15 protein-coding genes and 1 pseudogene are annotated in these 17,913 nt (G+C 61.9%); 6 read left to right on the top strand and 10 right to left on the bottom strand.

The features are described 5' to 3' along the window. Positions 1-5 precede the first annotated feature (5 nt). Together F6X59_RS28355 and F6X59_RS06910 are read left to right on the top strand one after the other, a co-directional pair. Positions 6-197: a hypothetical protein gene (locus F6X59_RS28355; RefSeq protein ID WP_178120042.1), complete on the top strand. Its 192-nt coding sequence runs from the start codon at positions 6-8 to the stop codon at positions 195-197. A 121-nt stretch (positions 198-318) separates the two neighbouring features. Further along, the gene (locus tag F6X59_RS06910; protein WP_152955580.1) at positions 319-4,971 is read left to right on the top strand and encodes a dermonecrotic toxin domain-containing protein; all 4,653 of its coding nucleotides are present in this window, start codon (positions 319-321) and stop codon (positions 4,969-4,971) included. Positions 4,972-5,041: 70 nt separating this feature from the next. Here the strand turns inward: F6X59_RS06910 and F6X59_RS06915 are convergent, their stop codons facing one another. From F6X59_RS06915 to gpmI, 5 genes are all read right to left on the bottom strand, one after another. Continuing rightward, on the bottom strand, positions 5,042-6,445 hold the full coding sequence (locus F6X59_RS06915) for a trypsin-like peptidase domain-containing protein (RefSeq protein WP_152955581.1): 1,404 nt from the start codon (positions 6,443-6,445) through the stop codon (positions 5,042-5,044). A gap of 78 nt (positions 6,446-6,523) precedes the next feature. Beyond that, on the bottom strand, positions 6,524-7,291 hold the full coding sequence (locus tag F6X59_RS06920) for a divergent polysaccharide deacetylase family protein (protein WP_152955582.1): 768 nt from the start codon (positions 7,289-7,291) through the stop codon (positions 6,524-6,526). 8 nt (positions 7,292-7,299) lie between these two features. Continuing rightward, complete coding sequence (locus tag F6X59_RS06925; RefSeq protein ID WP_152955583.1) at positions 7,300-8,634, bottom strand: S41 family peptidase; 1,335 nt, start codon at positions 8,632-8,634, stop codon at positions 7,300-7,302. 79 nt (positions 8,635-8,713) lie between these two features. Further along, a complete protein-coding gene (locus F6X59_RS06930; protein ID WP_152955584.1) occupies positions 8,714-10,009 on the bottom strand; it encodes a murein hydrolase activator EnvC in 1,296 nt (431 codons plus the stop codon). A 141-nt stretch (positions 10,010-10,150) separates the two neighbouring features. Further along, entirely contained in the window at positions 10,151-11,686 is a 1,536-nt protein-coding gene (gene gpmI / locus F6X59_RS06935; protein ID WP_152955585.1) for a 2,3-bisphosphoglycerate-independent phosphoglycerate mutase, read from the bottom strand. A 205-nt stretch (positions 11,687-11,891) separates the two neighbouring features. Between gpmI and F6X59_RS06940 the strand changes: the two genes are divergently transcribed. Genes F6X59_RS06940 through secB form a run of 3 tightly spaced genes read left to right on the top strand, consistent with a single transcriptional unit; the run spans position 11,892 to position 13,087 of the window. After that, a complete protein-coding gene (locus F6X59_RS06940; protein ID WP_152955586.1) occupies positions 11,892-12,305 on the top strand; it encodes a rhodanese-like domain-containing protein in 414 nt (137 codons plus the stop codon). 1 nt (position 12,306) lies between these two features. Further along, entirely contained in the window at positions 12,307-12,561 is a 255-nt protein-coding gene (grxC, locus tag F6X59_RS06945) for a glutaredoxin 3 (RefSeq protein ID WP_110995319.1), read from the top strand. 40 nt (positions 12,562-12,601) lie between these two features. After that, on the top strand, positions 12,602-13,087 hold the full coding sequence (secB, locus tag F6X59_RS06950; protein ID WP_103446040.1) for a protein-export chaperone SecB: 486 nt from the start codon (positions 12,602-12,604) through the stop codon (positions 13,085-13,087). Between the two features lie 62 nt (positions 13,088-13,149). On the opposite strand, the gene trmL is transcribed toward secB, so the two are convergent. Further along, positions 13,150-13,611, bottom strand: coding sequence for a tRNA (uridine(34)/cytosine(34)/5-carboxymethylaminomethyluridine(34)-2'-O)-methyltransferase TrmL (trmL, locus tag F6X59_RS06955; RefSeq protein ID WP_054884254.1), 462 nt, complete (start codon positions 13,609-13,611; stop codon positions 13,150-13,152). Here trmL and F6X59_RS06960 point away from each other — a divergent pair. After that, positions 13,610-14,047: a hypothetical protein gene (locus F6X59_RS06960; protein ID WP_103446039.1), complete on the top strand. Its 438-nt coding sequence runs from the start codon at positions 13,610-13,612 to the stop codon at positions 14,045-14,047. The genes trmL and F6X59_RS06960 overlap by 2 nt on opposite strands. 358 nt (positions 14,048-14,405) lie before the next feature. On the opposite strand, the gene ntrC is transcribed toward F6X59_RS06960, so the two are convergent. The 4 genes and pseudogenes from ntrC to F6X59_RS28910 all read right to left on the bottom strand — a co-directional run. Then, a complete protein-coding gene (gene ntrC, locus F6X59_RS06965) occupies positions 14,406-15,842 on the bottom strand; it encodes a nitrogen regulation protein NR(I) (protein ID WP_060484298.1) in 1,437 nt (478 codons plus the stop codon). Next, complete coding sequence (glnL, locus tag F6X59_RS06970) at positions 15,839-16,924, bottom strand: nitrogen regulation protein NR(II) (protein WP_152955587.1); 1,086 nt, start codon at positions 16,922-16,924, stop codon at positions 15,839-15,841. Before glnL ends, ntrC begins: the two co-directional genes overlap by 4 nt. Positions 16,925-17,190: 266 nt before the next feature. Next, positions 17,191-17,727, bottom strand: a complete 537-nt coding sequence (gene aroQ, locus F6X59_RS06975; protein WP_152955588.1) for a gamma subclass chorismate mutase AroQ — start codon at positions 17,725-17,727, stop codon at positions 17,191-17,193. A 38-nt stretch (positions 17,728-17,765) separates the two neighbouring features. Then, positions 17,766-17,900 (bottom strand): annotated as a pseudogene (locus F6X59_RS28910) (hypothetical protein); the annotation flags it as partial. Between the last annotated feature and the right edge of the window lie 13 nt (positions 17,901-17,913).

Here is a 17,913-nt window from a genome sequence, read left to right on the forward strand (position 1 = left end):
GCTACATGGCCGCGCCGAGCGAGGCGCCGGTAGAGGGTGAGCCGGAAGTGCGTCAGCGCTTCTACCGTGCCGAGGTGTATCTGCATGATGGCAGCCAGGAGTACGACCTGATGGGCTTTGCGCCGGAGCAGATCGTGCGTGATGTGCTGGATCAGTTCGAAAGCCACCGCCAGTTGCTGGGGCGTGTGTACAGCTGAGGCTGATGCATTGAAGAAAAGGCCTTGCCCGACAGAGCAAGGCCTTTTTTTTAGCAATATGTAGTGCGGGTATCGGGCCTGATTGCCGCAGCCTACCGTTTTTAAGGCGGAGGTACCCAGCATGACCCGTTCCCAGGTTCCAGTCTTTGATTTCAGGCAAGCCGTTGCCAGGCAGTTCGACGATCGGCCGACCCTGCGCCAGGTCGCCAGTGCACAGCTGCTGCGCGTGTTGCTGGCAGAGTTGCCATGGTTGGCCTACGTTACCCCTGCCCTGACAACGGCTGACCCGCTGACACTGGACAGCCCGGAGCCCTCCGGCAACTATTGGACCACCGGCCCCTTGGTGGACCGGATTCTGCAAGCCTTGCTCGACCCGCAGCCGCTGAGTTTCGAGCCACTGGCAGATGGTCGCCATTTCAACCTCGGGTTGACCGGCGCCTATCTTTTCGCCGGCTCGACGAGTGAGTTCGATACCCGTCAATTGTCAGGCTTGTCATCCGCCCTCAATCAGCTGGTAGAAGAGCTTCCACAACGTTTCTGCGAGGCGCAACTCGAGTATTGGCGGGCCAAGGGCAGCGCCGGAGTCAGTCGCGACGACTGGTTGCAGTTGCTGCTCAGGATCTCTCTGCTGCGCAGCTTGCCCTTGCAAGGGCTGGCTTCTGAGGAGCAAGCGTGTATCCGTGGCGTGCTGCACGGCGGTGACGACCAGCCCCCGGTGTACTTCGTCCAGGCCCGTCTGACCAGTGCGGCCCTGCAGCATGATCCAATGCAATGCCAGATGCTGGTCTGTGGCGAGTGGGATGAGCGCGAGGTCATTCTGTGGTGCGCACCTTCCGGGGCGGTACGCAGCTTCGACTCGTTGAGCGCGTTTGGCCTCGCATTGCGTGACGAACTGGCGCAGGTCTATGCCTTCGAACAGATGAGTTGGCAACGCTATCCAGCCTACGGCAATGTATTTGCCCAGCAGGTTTCGCTTTTGCTCGACTCGCTGCTGCAACGGATTGAGCGAGCTCGCTATCGCGACATCAAGGATCTAGCGGCGCTTGAGCAGCGTTTAAGCGTGCTTAGCGACCCTTCGCCCTGGTTCGAGGTGTATCAGGATGACACCCCTGCAGTGAAGCCACCCCCGGGGTTGCGGGGCAGTGTGGCGCAGGACAGCTTCGCGTGCAGCGCCGCGTTGCTGCAGATTGCGCTTTATCAACTCGACTCGGGTGGCGCCGCTGCGCTGGAGGGCATTCAGTCGCTGAACGATTACGCTCGCCAGAAGCTTGTCGCCCAAATCCGCGCGGATCATGGGGCTGACAGCTCCCCGGACGAACTGATGTTCGACCTCTACCTTGCCCGTGGGGTGCCGGGAGGTGCGGCAACAGGCACTGGCGGCGGCGAACCATTGGTCTTCGCTGGCAGCAAGACGCTCACCGAATTCGCCATCGGTAATCTCGCTTCCCTCAAGGGGGCGAGCATCGAACGCATTTACCTGCGCAGCGGAGGCGAAGTGCCGCCATGGTTGGATGCCAAGGCTGCCAGGGCGCTTGTCAGCAAGGTAGATATCGGAAGCCATTACCCTGCCTATGTCGCTGCGCAGCTGGACGATCCGGCCAGGCGCGCGGGCCGGGTCAAGCGTCTGGGTGGTGAATGGCGTGCGGCTCTGCTCGCCACTGCGATCACTGCCAAGCTGGACGGAAAGATCCGAGAGCCAGGGCTGCAATGCGTGGTCGACTTCTGTGCCGGGCAAGTCGACGCAGACACGCCGCGCATGACGTTGATGCCATTGGCATTCAAGCGCAGCGCAACCTCCGCGCAAACCGACACGGTCCGCTGCATGTACATCCTGTATTGCGCAGAGCCCTCGTTGGCATTGCTTTACCGCCCCTTGTTTGCGCAAGACACGCTTCGTGAATATTCCAGTTTGTCGGCGTTGCTCGAGCATGTGCGCGAGTCGAAGATTCTGCAGGACAGCCTTCTCGACTGGATGGAGCCGAGCGTCAGGGCAATCTACGACCATGGAGGTTTCAGCGAACCCCACATCAGTGCCATTGGCATCGATCCTTACGTTCAGCCTGTGCGTGCGCAACCTGCCAAGCTGGCCATCAGCTACTGGCGTAACGACATTGACGAGAAACTGTATGCGGCAAATCGGGACTTGCTGCTCAGGCTCGCTGACCAACAGTCTGTATCCAATGCCGAGAGCCGCTGGCAGACCCTGAGCGAAGGCGCATGGCTATTGTTCGATGTCGTGACATTGGCGCTCCGAGGGCCGGTGGCCTCTGTGGCGTGGTTGGTGCAACTGCTGGCTTCCTTGCAGCACGACCTTGAAGCCCTCGAGCGTGGCGATGAGTTCGACCGCGCGGCTGCAACTGCCGACCTGATGCTGAACATGAGCATGGTGTTGTTGCATGCCAGGCAGCCCGCCCAGCAAAGCCCCCGTCCTGAATTGCCCAGCGCGGCAGCAATCGAAGGGCCTGAGGCACAGCGCGGAGCTTTTGCCGAGATCGCTGTCGCTGCGCAGGAGGTGGCGCCGGCATCTGGCGAAGCGTTGCCTGGCCCCTGGCTTGATCATGCCTACCGAGGCCGGGGTGGCGTCAACTGGTTGCCGGAACAACTGAAGAAAAAGCTCATGGCCATGCGTTCAGGTGTATCGCTCAATGGCCTGAAACCGTTGAGCGCCGGCGAAGCGGCGGGCTTGTACCGCATTGACGACAACTATTACGTAGCCTTGGGCGGGTATGTCTACCGTGTCGAGCGAAAGCCCTATGGCGTGCAGGTGGTCGATGCCAAGGGAGCCCCGGGGCCCTGGCTGAGTTTTGACGAAGGCTTCTGGCGAGTTGACGCGTCACTCTGCCTGAAGGCCGGTATGCAGCAGAACGTCGCCCGCGCTCGGCTGGCGACCCGGTTTCGCGAATTACATAAAAAGGTCAACCAGCTGGACCAGCAGGTCAACCTTGCGCGAGAACAATTCGGCAGGCTGGCCCTGAGTTCGCTGGAGTCGAAGCAAAAGCTGCAAACCCTCAAGGACCTCAGAGCCAAGGCAGCCGAAAAACAATCTTCGTTGCCCGAGGGGGACGAAGCTGCGAGTTTGCAAGTTTTGCTACAGCGCTACGATGAACGCATAACCGAGTTGGAACGAAATGACTCCGAGCAGAGGGACCAGTCGATACAGCAACTGGAAGCTGCCGTCAGCGCTGAAAAGGCAATACTGCCGCTGCTGGCGACCATCAGGGAGCCCAAATATACCAGCGAACGCCTGAAAGGCGATTGGGATGCGATGCTTACGCAGCACGAGACCACTGTACGGGAGGGGCTTATCCGCAATAACGACTTCATCGTCAATGAGCTTTGGAACCTTGTGGACTATCCCGAACTGGTCGAGATGCAAAAGGCCCTGGATGGGCAGCCAATTGCTGAAGTCGCTCAGTTGTATCAGAAGTTCCGCCTCAAACTGGAAACCGTTGTCGGCCTGCAGGAGCGCATCCTGGCAGGGTATGAGCATCTCGATCAGCTACTGGCGGATACCGCAGACGATTTCGCGATTACCGGTTCGTCGGGCGAACCAGTACGCACCGTTGCGCAATTGATTGCCCAGCGCAGCGTCAACACGGTTCAGTTGCGTTTCCACCAGGTATTGAACCTGGCGGACCTTGCGTTGCATTTGGACAGCGTCACGGGGCAAAACCTCCTTTCAGGCTACCGCCAGGACCTGGCTAGCCTGAGCCTGCGTAACGCGGCTGAGGCTCACGGCGAACTGGATTTTGCCAACCTGCCGGCGCAGGACAGGATTGTCATCCTGCAGGAGGCCTGGGATGAATACAGTGCCGCGCTGCTCAACAGCGACCGCATTCGCCAGGAGGGCGGGGCACTGGTCGAGCCGGCCATGATCGATCGATACCGGGAGCATGTCGGCAAGCTCAAACTCGATGCGGGCAGCCGTTTGGTCCAGGCGGCTCGTGAGCAGGATGACGCCAGCGTGCCCAGCAAGCGTACGCCTTACCCGATGTCCAGCGTGCCGCAGCGGCTGGTGCGTAACGCTCAGGGCCAGCTATTGATCGGAACCGAAATCGAATTTCAGGGGCAGCACGTGCTTGAGGTGCGTGAGGCGTTCAGCGATGCGGTGTTGGCCACTTTCGAAAAAGTGGGGGATGAGTGGCGCCAGCGTGAAGATAAGCGACCGTCGTTATCTGACGAAACCCCACCCGGCGATCTGGCCATGTGGGTACAGTCACTGCTGGACGAGAACAATGCCGTGCGGGTGAAAGCCAAGGCATACGTTCAAAACGATATCAAGGGTGCCTTGCTTGCCCAGTTATTCGACCAGCAGCTGCACAAACTGGCTCAGGCAGCCAGCACCGTGCGTGATGTGGGTGGCAACGACACGCTGCTCAGGACCGTGGAGCGAGAGGCAGATGCGCTACGTGCAGAAAAGAAGCTGCAACTCACTACCCTTTACACGGACACCAGCTATCCCTCCGCCCAAGCCCTGCGTTTTCTTTATGAAGAGGGCCTGATCACGGTCGAATACAGTGAGCGGCGCACCATGCAGGACGGTAGTGCGTTTGACGAGTACCGGGTGCTGCGCCTGCCGAGTAAACGTAATCTTTGGGCTGCGCACTTTCATTTCCCGTCGCCTGACGCCTTTCCCAAGGATTTCATTGCCGGCCACCTGAAGACTTGGAGCCAGCGTCGCATGAGCAGCCGCCTCGCTGCAATTGCGGGGCAACGGCTGCACCGTGGCAAGCTGACGCTGGAGCAAGCCGAGGGCATCATTCCGTTCAATTGAGCGGCCGAGTAACAAGTCGGGAGCAGCGGTACCTGGCACTCATGCCAGGTACCGCAGGCTCGGGCTGCTGTTACGGTACGGCGGCTTGCAGCAGGTCAGTGCGCACTTCGGAACTTTGCCCAATCACATCGATGGCGACGCTGCACAGCTTCAAAGGCAAGGCCGAACCCGGGATGTCGCGGCTCTGTGCGCGCAGCAGGCGATAGCCTGACTGATCATGACAGTCGGTCGTTGCCGGTGCACCACGCTTTACCCGGTAGAACACGACGTCAGGGTCTCGCAGCCAACTGATGCGCACGCCACCGTCGGGCGAATGTTCAGTCATCACCCGGGCCTGGGGGCGGCCGGGTGGCAGCAGATCCACTTTGACGCTCAGGCTGTTGGCCATCAGCGCACGAGAAGGCAGTTGCTCTGGCGACTGTATGCCGATCAGGCACAAGTAGTGAGTGCCGGGCTCTGGGCCGATCGGGTCATCGATCAGGGTCTCGCTGGAAGAAAGGGTGCCGCTGTAGCCAACCGGGTCTTCGCATGCAAGTGCGTCAGTGCTGGTTTTGTAGCGGTAGCGCGGTGTATCGATCAGGAACTGGAAGCCCCAGCGTGCAGGCTCAAGGGAGCCATCAGCCAAGCTTCGGGCTTTGGTCAGTGCCTTGAAGCTGTTGCCCTGCGGCTCGAGTTGAAAACCCGGCAGTAGCTGGCAATCTTCCTTATCGAGGTCCACACGACCTGCACTGAAGCAGCCAAGCAGGCGGTGTACCGGAATTGCACCGACTTCGTTGTCATGCAGGCTGTTGGCAACACTGACCAGGCGATTGCTCCCGGTGGCCACGACCGGGCTCCCGGAGGCGCCCTCATCCAGGCCTTGGCAATCGTTACGCCTGGCATTGCGCCACACCCAGCTTCCGACACTGGATGTGTCATGGCGCCACTCGGTACAGGTGGACAGGCGCAAGCCTTTGCCGATCGAACTTGGCTCGCCGGCTATCTGGACTGCGCTTCCCTGTAACGGGGATATGCCTGGTTTGAGTGGCGTTATACCTAGAGCCAACAGTTCCCCCAGCGTGGCGTCGAGCTCGAGAAGCGCGAGGTCGGCACCTTGCAAGCTGTTCCATAGCGTTCGCTTCAGGCGCACGGTGTGGCGCTGGTCTTGTGTATCGACAAAATAATTGAAGCTGATACTGCCGGTAATCGCCTGGTCCACGAGGACCTTGCCATTTATGCCGCCGACACAGTGCCCAGCCGTCAGGATGTAGGCCGGCCCATTTGTGCCGAGGGTGGCGTCGCGGCTGTCCAGTAGCGTGCCGATGCAATGCCGGTTGTTCCAGGTCAGCCGGCCAACGCCGGTCCACTGCGAGTTCTGGCCTTGGCTGTTGTACAGGATAAGCGGTGCTGGGGGAGGGGGCGTGGTGTCGCTGGCATTGGCCAAGTGGGTGACCAGTGTGAGGCTCAGCGTGGCGAGGCGTAATGGCTTTTGCATGTCGTACCTCCTTATAGATGGAGGACGAAAGGTGAAGGGATTATGGGCGCGTCTGGCGGTACATAGGTGGGGGCTTCTTCAGCGGTTGGTGTAACGCCCGTTCTTGCCATGCCCCGGCATCGCCAGGTTGCTGCGCAGGGCAATCATCTGCCTGAGCGGGATCAGTTCGATGCCCTGGCTCTTGAGCCGTGGCAGCTCGCGCTCCAGCACTTCCAGGGTCTGTGCATAAGGGTGGCCGATCAGCACCGCCGAGCCCTGCTTGCGCGCCAGGGCAATGCCTTGCTGCAACTGCCCGGTGATTGCTTCGGTAGTACGCACGTCATCGAGGAACACATCCCGCGACACATGGGCCAGCCCCTGGGCTTGGGCCTCGGCGGCAGCGACCGTGGCCGCGCTGGTGCGGCTGTCGACGAAGAACAGGTGCCGACGCTGCAGCTCACCCATCAACCAGGCCATCGGCTCACGCTGGGCGGTCATGCGGCTACCCATGTGGTTGTTGATGCCAGCGGCATACGGCACCTTGGCCAGGGCCGCATCCAGGCGCCGGGCCAGCTCTTCGATCGGGATGCCTGGGTGCCAGGCAAAGGGCCCGGTGGCCGGGTCCATGGGCATGTGCAGGATCACCGTCTTGCCGGCCTTGTGGGCCTGGCGGGCGAAGTCGGTGGCGTGTGGGGTATCGGGCATGATCGCCAGGGTCACCGGCCCGGGCAGGGCGAGTGTTCGGCTGTCGCGATCGGCGCTCTGGCCCAGGTCGTCGATGATGATGCTCAGGTAGGCCTTGCCGGCCGGCGCCGCTTGCGCGACCCCGGCCATCAGGCAGAACAACAGACACAACAGATAACGCATGGGGTGGATCAGTCGCCCTTGGTGATGTTCAGGCCCTTGAGCAGGCTCAGCGCCTGGCTCAGCTGGTAGTCACTGTCCTGCGGGCGCTCCTTGCGCTTGCTGCTGTCGGTCGGGCGGTCGGCACCGCCGTTGCCGTTGCCCAGGTGGCCTTGGAGATCGGCTTCCTTGAAGGTGTCGTTGTCGCTGGCATCGGCGGTCAGCTTGGCCGGGCGCACTTCGATGTCGGGGACGATGCCCTGGGCCTGGATCGAGCGGCCGTTGGGGGTGTAGTACAGCGCAGTCGTTAGCTTCAGTGCGCGGTCGTTGGCCAGTGGCAGCACGGTCTGCACCGAGCCCTTGCCGAAGCTGTCGGTGCCCATCAACACAGCGCGTTTTTGGTCCTGCAGGGCACCGGCGACGATTTCCGAGGCTGAAGCGCTGCCGCCGTTGATCAACACTACCATCGGTACGCCTTCACTGGCGTCGGCCGGGTCGGCAGAGAAGCGCAATTCGGAGTTGGCGATGCGGCCCTTGGTGTAGACGATCAGGCCCTTGGTCAGGAAGTGGTCGGCCACTTCCACAGCCGATTGCAGCACGCCGCCGGGGTTGTTGCGCAGGTCGAGGATCACCCCGCGCAGTTTTTTGCCGTTGTCCTTGCGCAGCTTGGCCAGGGCCTTGCCGACTTCGTCACCGGTCTTGACCTGGAACTGGGTGATGCGGATGTAGCCATAGCCGCTTTCCAGCAACTGGCTCTTCACGCTCTTGACCTGGATCACCGCGCGGGCAAGGGTCACGTCGAATGGACTGCCGCCGTCGCGCACCAGGGTCAGGGTGATCTTCTCGCCCACCTTGCCACGCATCTTGTCGACCGCTTCGGTCATGGTCTGGCCGCGGGTTGGTGCGCCGTTGATCTTGACGATCAGGTCGCCGGCCTGCACGCCGGCACGCGAGGCTGGGGTGTCGTCGATCGGCGACACCACCTTGATATTGCCGTCCTCCTGGCCCACTTCGATGCCGAGGCCGCCGAATTCGCCGCTGGTGCTCTCCTGCAGCTCCTGGAAGTCTTCAGGGCCGAGGTAGGCCGAGTGGGGGTCAAGGTTGCTGAGCATGCCCTTGATGGCATTTTCCAGCAGGGTCTTGTCGTCCACAGGTTCGACGTAGGCAGCCTTGATACGGTCCATGACCTCGGCAAAGGTGCGCAGCTCTTCCAGCGGCAGTGGCGCCTTGGCGGTCACTTCGGTGGCTGGCACTGCGGCAGTCTTGGCTGGCGATGCTTTCGCCGGCTCCGCGGCGCTGGCCAGGGGCGCACCAATCGCCAGGGCGATGGTCAGGGCCAGCTGGGTGAGGCGAGGCGAGTGCAGCATGTCGAACAAACTCCTGATCCTGTAAGCGCTCCCTGCGGAGCATCGGCGCAGCGCCTGGCGCTACGCCGTATGTAATGTGTCAGCCGCGGCACCACTGCGAAGGGTCGGTAGGCCGGCCCTGCTGGCGGATGGCGAAGTACAAGCCTGCGCTGTCCTGGCCACCGCTGTCGCCAACGGTGGAAATGGCTTCGCCGGCCTTGACGATGTCGCCGGCGCTCTTGAGCAGGCTCTGGTTGTGGCCGTACAGGCTCAGGTAACCATTACCATGGTCGAGAATGACCAGAAGTCCAGCGCCACGCAACCAGTCGGCAAACACCACCCGCCCGCCGTGCACTGCGCGTACCTGGGTGCCGGGGCTGGCGCTGATCATCACGCCGTCCCACTTGGCCCGGGCATCGCTGCCGCGGGCGTCACCGAAGCGTGCCAGCAATCGACCATTGACCGGCCAGGGAAGTTTTCCCCGTGCAGCAGAAAATGCTCCGCCGTAGCTGGCGCCGTCACTGGAAACCAGCGGGCCGAGGGTGGTGCGGGCCTTTTTCGGTGGCTCGGCATCTTCCTTGTCCGCACGCGCGGCCAGGGCTTCCTGCTGGCGGCGTTTCTCGGCTTCCTGCTGGGCAAGCAGGGCTTTCTTGCGCGCTTCTTCGGCTTCGCGGGCCTGGCGGGCCAGGGTTTCCTCGATGGTCTTGAGCACCTTGGCCAGGTCGGCCTGGTCCTGTTGCCGGGCCTGCAGCTTCTGGTCGCCGTCTTTCACGTCGCTGTTGAGCTTGGCCAGGACCTGCTGGCGCTTGCCGCGCTCGGCGTCCAGCGCCTGGCGGCGGGTGTCGAGGTCAGCGCGCTGGGCCAGCAACTGTTCCTGCTGGCGGGAAATGTCCTGCTCGACGTTGGCCAGCTGGCGCAAGGTTTCATTGAACGCCTTGAGCTGGTCGAGACGCGCCTTGCTCAGGTAATCGTAGTAGGTGAGGGTGCGGGCGAATTTCTCGGGGTTCTGCTGGTTGAGCAGCAGCTTGAGGTATTCCTCGCGGCCGTTGTTCTGGTAGGCCGAACGGGCCTGGATGGCGATCAGTCGCTGTTGTTCAACGCGGGCGCTCTGGAGTTTTTTTTTCTCGGTATCAAGGCGCTCCAGCTCGCCCTCGGTCTTTTTTAGTTCTTGTTGCAGGGCCTCCACCTGCTTCTCCAGGTTGCCGATGTCGGTCTCGGTGGCCTTGAGGTCTTTTTGCACACCGGCTTTTTCTTCCTGGAGCTTGCTTAGCGTCTTCTTGAGCTCGGCAATGTCCTGACGGGTGGCGTCCAGTTGCTGCTGGGTCTGCGCGCGCTCATCGGCGAAGGCCGGGCTGAGCAGGCAAGACAGGGCTAATAGGATCAGGGCGCGTAGCATGGGGTTTGGCGTACCAGGGATGGAGACTGGCCTAGTATGCCCGTGCGGGCAGGCAAAAAAAACGCCTCGCTGCCGGGGCAGCGGGGCGTTTGTCCGGAATTCATGTGCAAAGGGGCTGCAAGGCGGCCCCGGTACACCGAATCAGGCGTCGACCAGGATCGAAGTACCGGTCATTTCTGCCGGCTTTTCCAGGCCCAGCAGTTTCAACATGGTCGGCGCCACGTCGGCCAGCACACCGCCTTCGCGGACCTGCAGCTTGCGCTTGCCGACATAGATGAACGGCACCGGCTCGCTGGTGTGCGCAGTGTGCGCCTGGCCGGTGCAGGCGTCTTCCATCTGCTCGACGTTGCCGTGATCGGCGGTGATCAGCGCTTCGCCGTCGACCTTCTCCAACGCCTCGACGATACGCCCGACACAGGTATCCAGGGCTTCGACAGCTTTTACTGCCGCCTCGAACACGCCGGTGTGGCCAACCATGTCGCCGTTGGCGTAGTTGACCACGATCACGTCAAAACGCTGCTGCTCGATGGCCTCGACGATGCGGTCGGTCACTTCAGGCGCGTTCATCTCGGGCTGCAGGTCGTAGGTGGCGACCTTTGGCGACGGGATCAGGATGCGCTCTTCGCCTTCGAACGGCTCTTCGCGGCCACCGGAGAAGAAGAACGTGACGTGTGCATATTTCTCGGTTTCGGCGATGCGCAGCTGAGTCTTGCCGTTTTTCGCCAGGTACTCGCCCAGTACGTTGTTCAGGCTGGACGGGGCGTAGGCGGCCGGCGCGGCGATTTTTGCCGAGTACTGGGTCAGGCCGATGTAGGCCGCCATTTTCGGCAGGCGTGCACGCGGGAATTCGTTGAAGTCCGGCTCGACGAAGGCACGCGACAGCTCGCGGGCGCGGTCAGCGCGGAAGTTCATGAAGATCACGGCGTCGCCGTCTTCGACCTTGACCGCCTCGCCAATGCGCGTGGCCTTGACGAATTCGTCGTTCTCTTCACGGGCGTAGGCCGCTTCCAGGCCTGCCAGCGCGCTGTCGGCGGTGTATTCGGCAACGCTGTCGACGATCAGGTTGTAAGCAGCGCTGACGCGGTCCCAGCGGTTGTCGCGGTCCATCGCGAAGTAGCGGCCGATCAGGCTGGCGATGCGCCCCTTGCCGAGCTTGGCGAAGGTTGCATCGAGCAGCTCGATCGACGATTGGGCGCTGCGTGGCGGGGTGTCACGGCCATCGAGGAAGGCGTGCAGGTAGATTTTTTCGGCACCACGCTGAGCGGCCAGTTCGGCCATGGCGATCAGGTGGTCCTGGTGGCTGTGCACGCCGCCGTCGGACAGCAGGCCGAGGATGTGCACGGCCTTGCCGTTGCCCACTGCCTTGTCCACCGCGCCGGTGAGTACCGGGTTCTGGAAGAATTCACCGTCGCGGATGGCCTTGGTCACCCGGGTGAAGTCCTGGTAGACGACGCGCCCGGCGCCGAGGTTCATGTGGCCGACTTCGGAGTTGCCCATCTGCCCGTCCGGCAGGCCGACATCCATCCCTGATCCGGAAATCAGGCCATGCGGCTGGGTGGCGCGCAGGCGGTCATAGACCGGTGTGTTGGCGGCATAGATGGCGTTGAATTCGGGGCTTTCGCTGTGGCCGAATCCATCCAGGATGATCAGGACCAGGGGTTTGGGCGTACTCGTCATCAATCAAACTCACGGTTGTTCAAAGATGATAAAGACACGCATTTTAGGGCAAATGCGCCATCAACGGCGAATAATCGTCCTGTCGCCCGACCGGCGCAGGCCACCGGTAACATGAAGCTACCTTTACCGCCAACCCTTCGGGCTTTGGTGGCACTGGGGGGCTGTGTATACTGGCCGGCATTTTCAATCGCCTGGAACACCGCTGATGGTTGCTCACCTGATTCAATTCGCGACAGATCACTACATCCTGGTGGCGATCTTCGTGGTTCTGCTGGTTGCACTGCTCGTCAATGAACTGCGCCGTGGCGGCCAGAGCCTGAGCAACGGCCAGCTGACCGCGCTGGTCAATGCCGACAAGGCGCTGGTCATCGACATTCGCCCGTCCAAGGAATATTCCGCCGGCCACATCGTCGGTGCGCTGAACATCCCGCAGGACAAGATCGCCAACCGCATGACCGAGCTCGAGAAGCACAAAGAGAAGACGCTGATCGTCGTCGATGCGATGGGCCAGCAGTCTGGCGCGGTCTGCGGCGAGCTGCTCAAGGCTGGTTACACTGCCGCCAAACTGAGCGGTGGCGTTTCCAGCTGGAAAGCCGATAACCTGCCCCTGGTGAAGTGATATGAAGCCCGTCATCGTCTATTCCAGCGACTACTGCCCTTACTGCATGCGCGCCAAGTACCTGCTCGAGAGCAAAGGCGTGGCCTTCGAGGAAATCAAGGTCGACGGCAAGCCGCAGCTCCGCGCCGAGATGAGCCAGAAGGCCGGCCGTACTTCGGTGCCGCAGATCTGGATCGGCAGCACCCACGTCGGTGGATGCGATGACCTCTATGCCCTGGAGCGCGCCGGCAAGCTCGACGCGCTGCTGGCAGCCTGATTTGCACTGCATTCAAAAACATTAGGATTAAGGATCTGCCATGACTGACCAACAGACCAACGGCGCTGCTGCAGAAGACAACAGCCCTCAGTTCTCCATGCAGCGCATCTACGTGCGTGACCTGTCGTTCGAAGCCCCGAAAAGCCCGCAGATCTTCCGTCAGACCTGGGAGCCGAGCGTTGCCCTGGACCTGAACACCAAGCAGAAGGCCCTGGAAGGTGACTTCCACGAAGTGGTGCTGACCCTGTCGGTGACCGTCAAGAACGGTGACGAAGTGGCCTTCATCGCTGAAGTTCAGCAGGCTGGCATCTTCCTGATCAAGAACCTCGACGCTTCGTCGATGAGCCACACGCTCGGCGCGTTCTGCCCGAACATCCTGTTCCCGTACGCCCGTGAGACCCTGGACAGCCTGGTGACCCGCGGTTCGTTCCCGGCCCTGATGCTGTCGCCGGTCAACTTCGACGCCCTGTACGCGCAAGAGCTGCAGCGCATGCAGGAAGCTGGCGAAACGCCGACCGTGCAGTAATTCTGCCGGTATCAAAAAAGCGCCTCTCGGGGCGCTTTTTTGTTGCCTGTGCCGGCTACGGATCAGCTCCCGGCAAACCCATTCTGCCGCCAGGCTTCATAGACGGTAACCGCCACGGTATTGGACAGGTTAAGGCTCCTGCACCCCGGCCGCATCGGCAGGCGCAGGCGTTGCTCGGCCGGCAGGCTGTCCAGCACCTCGGCCGGCAGGCCTCGGCTCTCAGGCCCGAACAGGAATGCATCACCGGGCTGATAAGCCACTTCATGGAACGGATGCGAGCCCTTGGTGGTAAAGGCGAACAGCCGCGGATTGCCCAGGCTTTCCAGGCATCCGGCCAGGCTTTCGTGGCGCTTGAGCGTGGCATACTCGTGGTAATCCAGCCCGGCCCGGCGCAGGCGCTTGTCGTCCAGTTCGAAGCTGATCGGCTCGATCAGGTGCAGGGCGCAACCGCTGTTGGCGCAGAGGCGGATGATGTTGCCGGTATTCGGCGGAATTTCTGGTTGAAAAAGGATGACGTGAAACATGCACGGCTCCAAACGTGAAGATGACGAGCATTCTACCCCTGAACCCGACCTGCGTTCGAAGGCCTGGCCACGCATGCTGCTTTCCCTGGCGCTGTTCGGCGTATTGGTGGGCCTGATGATTGGCCGTTTGACTGCCCCTGACGAGCATGTGCTGGAGCAGGTCGAAGTGGTACAGGATGGCCTGGACCTGTGGTTCAACGAAGAACCCAAGCTGCATGGCGAAAACGTCGAGGGTACCGTGGCGCTGCTGTTCGAGGCCGAGGGCAAGGCGCAGCGTGGTCAGTTGGACTTGCAGGGCAAACCGGTTGGCTGGCGATTGCAGAAGAGCGACAAGGGGCTGTTGCTGACGGTGATTGCCGCGCGTCCCCTGCACGGCGAATGGGCCGGTGCAGAGGACGCTGGACGTTGGCGGGTGCAGGTGAAACTGCACGAATAAAAGAGGGGATATCTCGGCCTGCCTGTACCAAGGTCCCCAAAAGGGCTTACAGCGAATTAAAGGGGGGATGGCCCGGCCTGCCTGTACCGAGGTCCCCGAAAGCGGCGTTATTGCGAATAAAAGAGGGGTCACCCGGCCTGCCTGTACCAGGGCCCCCGAAACTGGATATGTATTAGCTATTGCAGGGGGCGTGCCAGTTTTGAAAAACCCGGAAACAGGGAGTTTCAGGGCGATTTGGCCGAGTTTTGAGGGGTTTTGTGCCTTCGTGAGGTGCATCGGGCACAGCATCGGTGCACCGGAGGGTAGAAATGGCTGGGGCCGCAAAAGCGGCCCCAGGGGTTTAACGAGTTGACGAGGATCAGTGGTCCTCGCCCTCATCCTCATCCCCGCCGTCCACGTTCATACCCAGTTCCTTGATCTTGCGGGTCAGGGTATTGCGCCCCCAACCCAGCAGCACCGCGGCATCACGCCGGCGCCCGGCAGTGTGCTTCAGTGCAGTCTCGATCATGATCCGCTCGAAGCTGGGCACCGCGCTGTCGAGCAAGTTCGACTGCCCGCGCGCCAAGGCCTGGTCTGCCCACTGGCGCAGCGCCTGCTCCCAGTTGGTCACCGGCGCTGCGTCCTGCGGCAGGTTCAGCAGCTCCGGCGGCAGGTCGCCGATCAGCACTTCGCGGCTGGAGGCCATTACCGTGATCCAGCGGCAGGTGTTCTCCAGCTGGCGCACGTTGCCCGGCCACGGCAGGTTGCGGATGAACTCTTCGGTTTCCGGCTTGAGCAACTTCGGCTCGACGGCCAGCTCCTGGGCGGCACGGCCGAGGAAGTGCCGCGCCAGCGCCGGGATGTCCTCGCGGCGGTCGGCCAGGCGTGGGATATGGATGCGGATCACGTTCAGGCGGTGGAACAAGTCCTCACGGAACTTGCCGGCCGTTACCAGCGACTCCAGGTTCTGGTGGGTCGCCGCAATGATGCGTACATCGACCTTCACCGGCACGTGGCCGCCCACCCGATAGAACTCGCCATCGGCCAAAACCCGCAGCAGGCGGGTCTGGGTATCGGCGGGCATGTCGCCGATCTCGTCGAGGAACAAGGTGCCGCCGTCGGCCTGTTCGAAGCGGCCGCGGCGCAGGTTGGCCGCGCCGGTGAAGGCGCCTTTCTCGTGGCCGAACAGCTCCGACTCCATCAGGTCCTTGGGGATGGCCGCCATGTTCAGGGCGATGAACGGCGATGCGGCACGCGGGCTGTGACGGTGCAGGGCGTGCGCCACCAGCTCTTTACCGGTACCTGATTCGCCGTTGATCAGTACGGTGATGTTGGAGTGGCTCAGGCGGCCGATGGCACGGAACACCTCCTGCATCGCGGGTGCTTCGCCGATGATTTCCGGGGTGCGGGCCAAGGCCTGCGGCACATCGAGGCCTTGTTGTTCCTGGGCGTGCTGATTGGCACGCTTGACCAGCGACACCGCTTCGTCCACGTCGAACGGCTTGGGCAGGTATTCGAAGGCACCGCCCTGGTAGGACGCCACTGCGCTGTCCAGGTCGGAGTGGGCGGTCATGATGATGACCGGCAGGCGCGGATGCTGTTCGCGGATCTGCGCCAGCAGGTCGAGGCCGCTGGCGCCGGGCATGCGAATGTCGGAAATGATCACATCAGGCTGCTGGCGGGCCAGGCGGCCCATGACGCCATCGGCGCTGTCGAAGCTCTGGGTGGTCATGCCTTCCTGTTGCAGGGCTTTTTCCAGGACCCAGCGGATGGAGCGATCATCATCGACGATCCATACGGTTTCACTTCGGCTCATGAGGCGGTGGCTCCTTGTTCCAAGGGCAGGAAGATCGAGAAGGCGGTGTGCCCTGCGTGGCTTTCACACTCGATCAGGCCCTGGTGCTGGCTGATGATGTTCTGGGTAATGGCCAGGCCGAGCCCGGTACCGTCCGGGCGCCCACTGACCATGGGATAGAAAAGGGTGTCCTGCAGTTCCGCAGGGATGCCCGGGCCGTTGTCGATGATCTCGATACGCGCCGCCAGGCGATGGCGCACGTGGCCAATGGTGAACTGACGCACGGCGCGGCTGCGCAGAGTGATGCGGCCCAGGCGCAGCTCGTTCTGCGAGCTGATCGCCTGCATCGCATTGCGCACGATGTTCAGTACGGCCTGGATCATCTGCTCGCGGTCGATCAACACGTCCGGCAAGCTCGGGTCGTAGTCGCGCACCATAGTGATGCAACCCTGGCTTTCGGCCTCGACCAGGCTGCAGACCCGCTCCAGGACTTCGTGGATGTTGGTCATGGCCAGCGACGGCAACTTGTTCGAGCCGAGCATGCGGTCGACCAGGTTGCGCAGGCGGTCGGCCTCTTCGATGATCACGTTGGTGTAGTCGCGCAGGCCCTCTTCGGGCAGTTCGCGGGCCAGCAGCTGTGCTGCGCCTCGGATACCGCCGAGCGGGTTCTTGATCTCGTGGGCCAGGCCGCGCACCAGCATCTTGGTGGTTTCCTGCTTGCTCAGCTGAGCCTCTTCCTTGGTGATGCGCAGCAGGCGATCACGCGGGTGGACTTCCAGCAGCAGCAAGGTATTGCCCTGGTGCAGGATCGGTGTCACCGCGTAGTCGACGGTGATGGCCTGCCCGGTCAGCGAGGTCAGTTGCGCTTCGCGCTTGGTGAACGGGTGCGCCTGTTCCACGGCCTGGCGCAGCGAATTGAGCGCCTCGGTCGATTCGGTGAACAGTTCACTGATGAACTGCCCGTGGCTGCGCTGGCCACTGACCGCCAGGAGCATTTCCGCAGCCGGGTTCATGTACTCCAGGCGCAGCTCGCTGTTGAGCAAGAGCGTGGCGGTGGTCAGGTTGTCCAGAAGCAGACGGTGCTGTGCATCGCTGATGGTCATAAGGGCGTCGTTGACCTCTTTTGGCGCTTGTCAGGCAGGGCACGGCCATGGCCGGGCAGGCGGTGGATCCGCGGATGCCAGTCTCTGCACAGGAAAATGCAAGAAACAAACCAAGGCTCCGAAAAGAAGCGGAATTGCCTGATAAAGACCTGGAATTGCGCTTATTCGGAACAGATTGCCCTGATTTATCGTTCCACGTGACCTGTTTTGGGTTACAGATTGAAGCCCTTGGCGTGCTTATGCACCAATATAGAGCATTGCTGAGGTCAGCGTTCTACGCACAATTGTGCTGTTGCGCGGACCAGAGCCATGTGTCGGAGCGGCTCGCTGGTGTGCCCGGCCAGGGCGTCTGTCAGTTGGCGAGGGCAGTCGTTCAGTGGCTTGCGGTCCAAGTTGCCCAGTTCGAACAGCAATGTCGCCTGCAGCATGTCCAGGCGCGGGCGCAGTTCATCGGCGAGGTTCCGAGCTTGCTGTGGGGGCCGCTTCCCCAGTGCAGTCCAGCGGTCGATCAGGCCGTACTGGACCATCTTGTAGGCTTCGATCTGGTCGGCGAAAAAGGCCGCTGCCCGTTCGGGAGACAAGTCGTAGTCATGCGCTGCAGCTTGAACCTGCTGCAGAACCTCTTGTTCTCGCATCGGGGCCTCGACGGGTACGCCATTGTCCCATTTGTGCACGGCTACTGCGTAGGCCAGGTCCAGGCGCTGCCCGATTGCCGCGAGCAAAGGCTTGAGTTCAGGTTGTGAGGGGGAGCTGCAGCCGAGAAGCGTAATGACGAAGCACAGCACGAAGGGCAGGGGGCGCATGGCAATCTCCTTATTGTCAGAGACTTGATTGTGCGCAGTCAGGAGAGTCTTGCTTGTAGGAAGCATCTGAAAGCGATTGGCGTAAAACAGCTGTAGTACAGCTCGTATTCCAGCGGGTGCACGAAGGCGCGGACCTTGATTTCTTCTTCGCTCTTCAGCTCGATGAAGGCATCCTCGACGGCCCAG

Origin of the sequence: Pseudomonas sp. MN1F (assembly GCF_009391885.1) — a bacterium.
In the GTDB taxonomy this organism is placed as follows: domain Bacteria; phylum Pseudomonadota; class Gammaproteobacteria; order Pseudomonadales; family Pseudomonadaceae; genus Aquipseudomonas.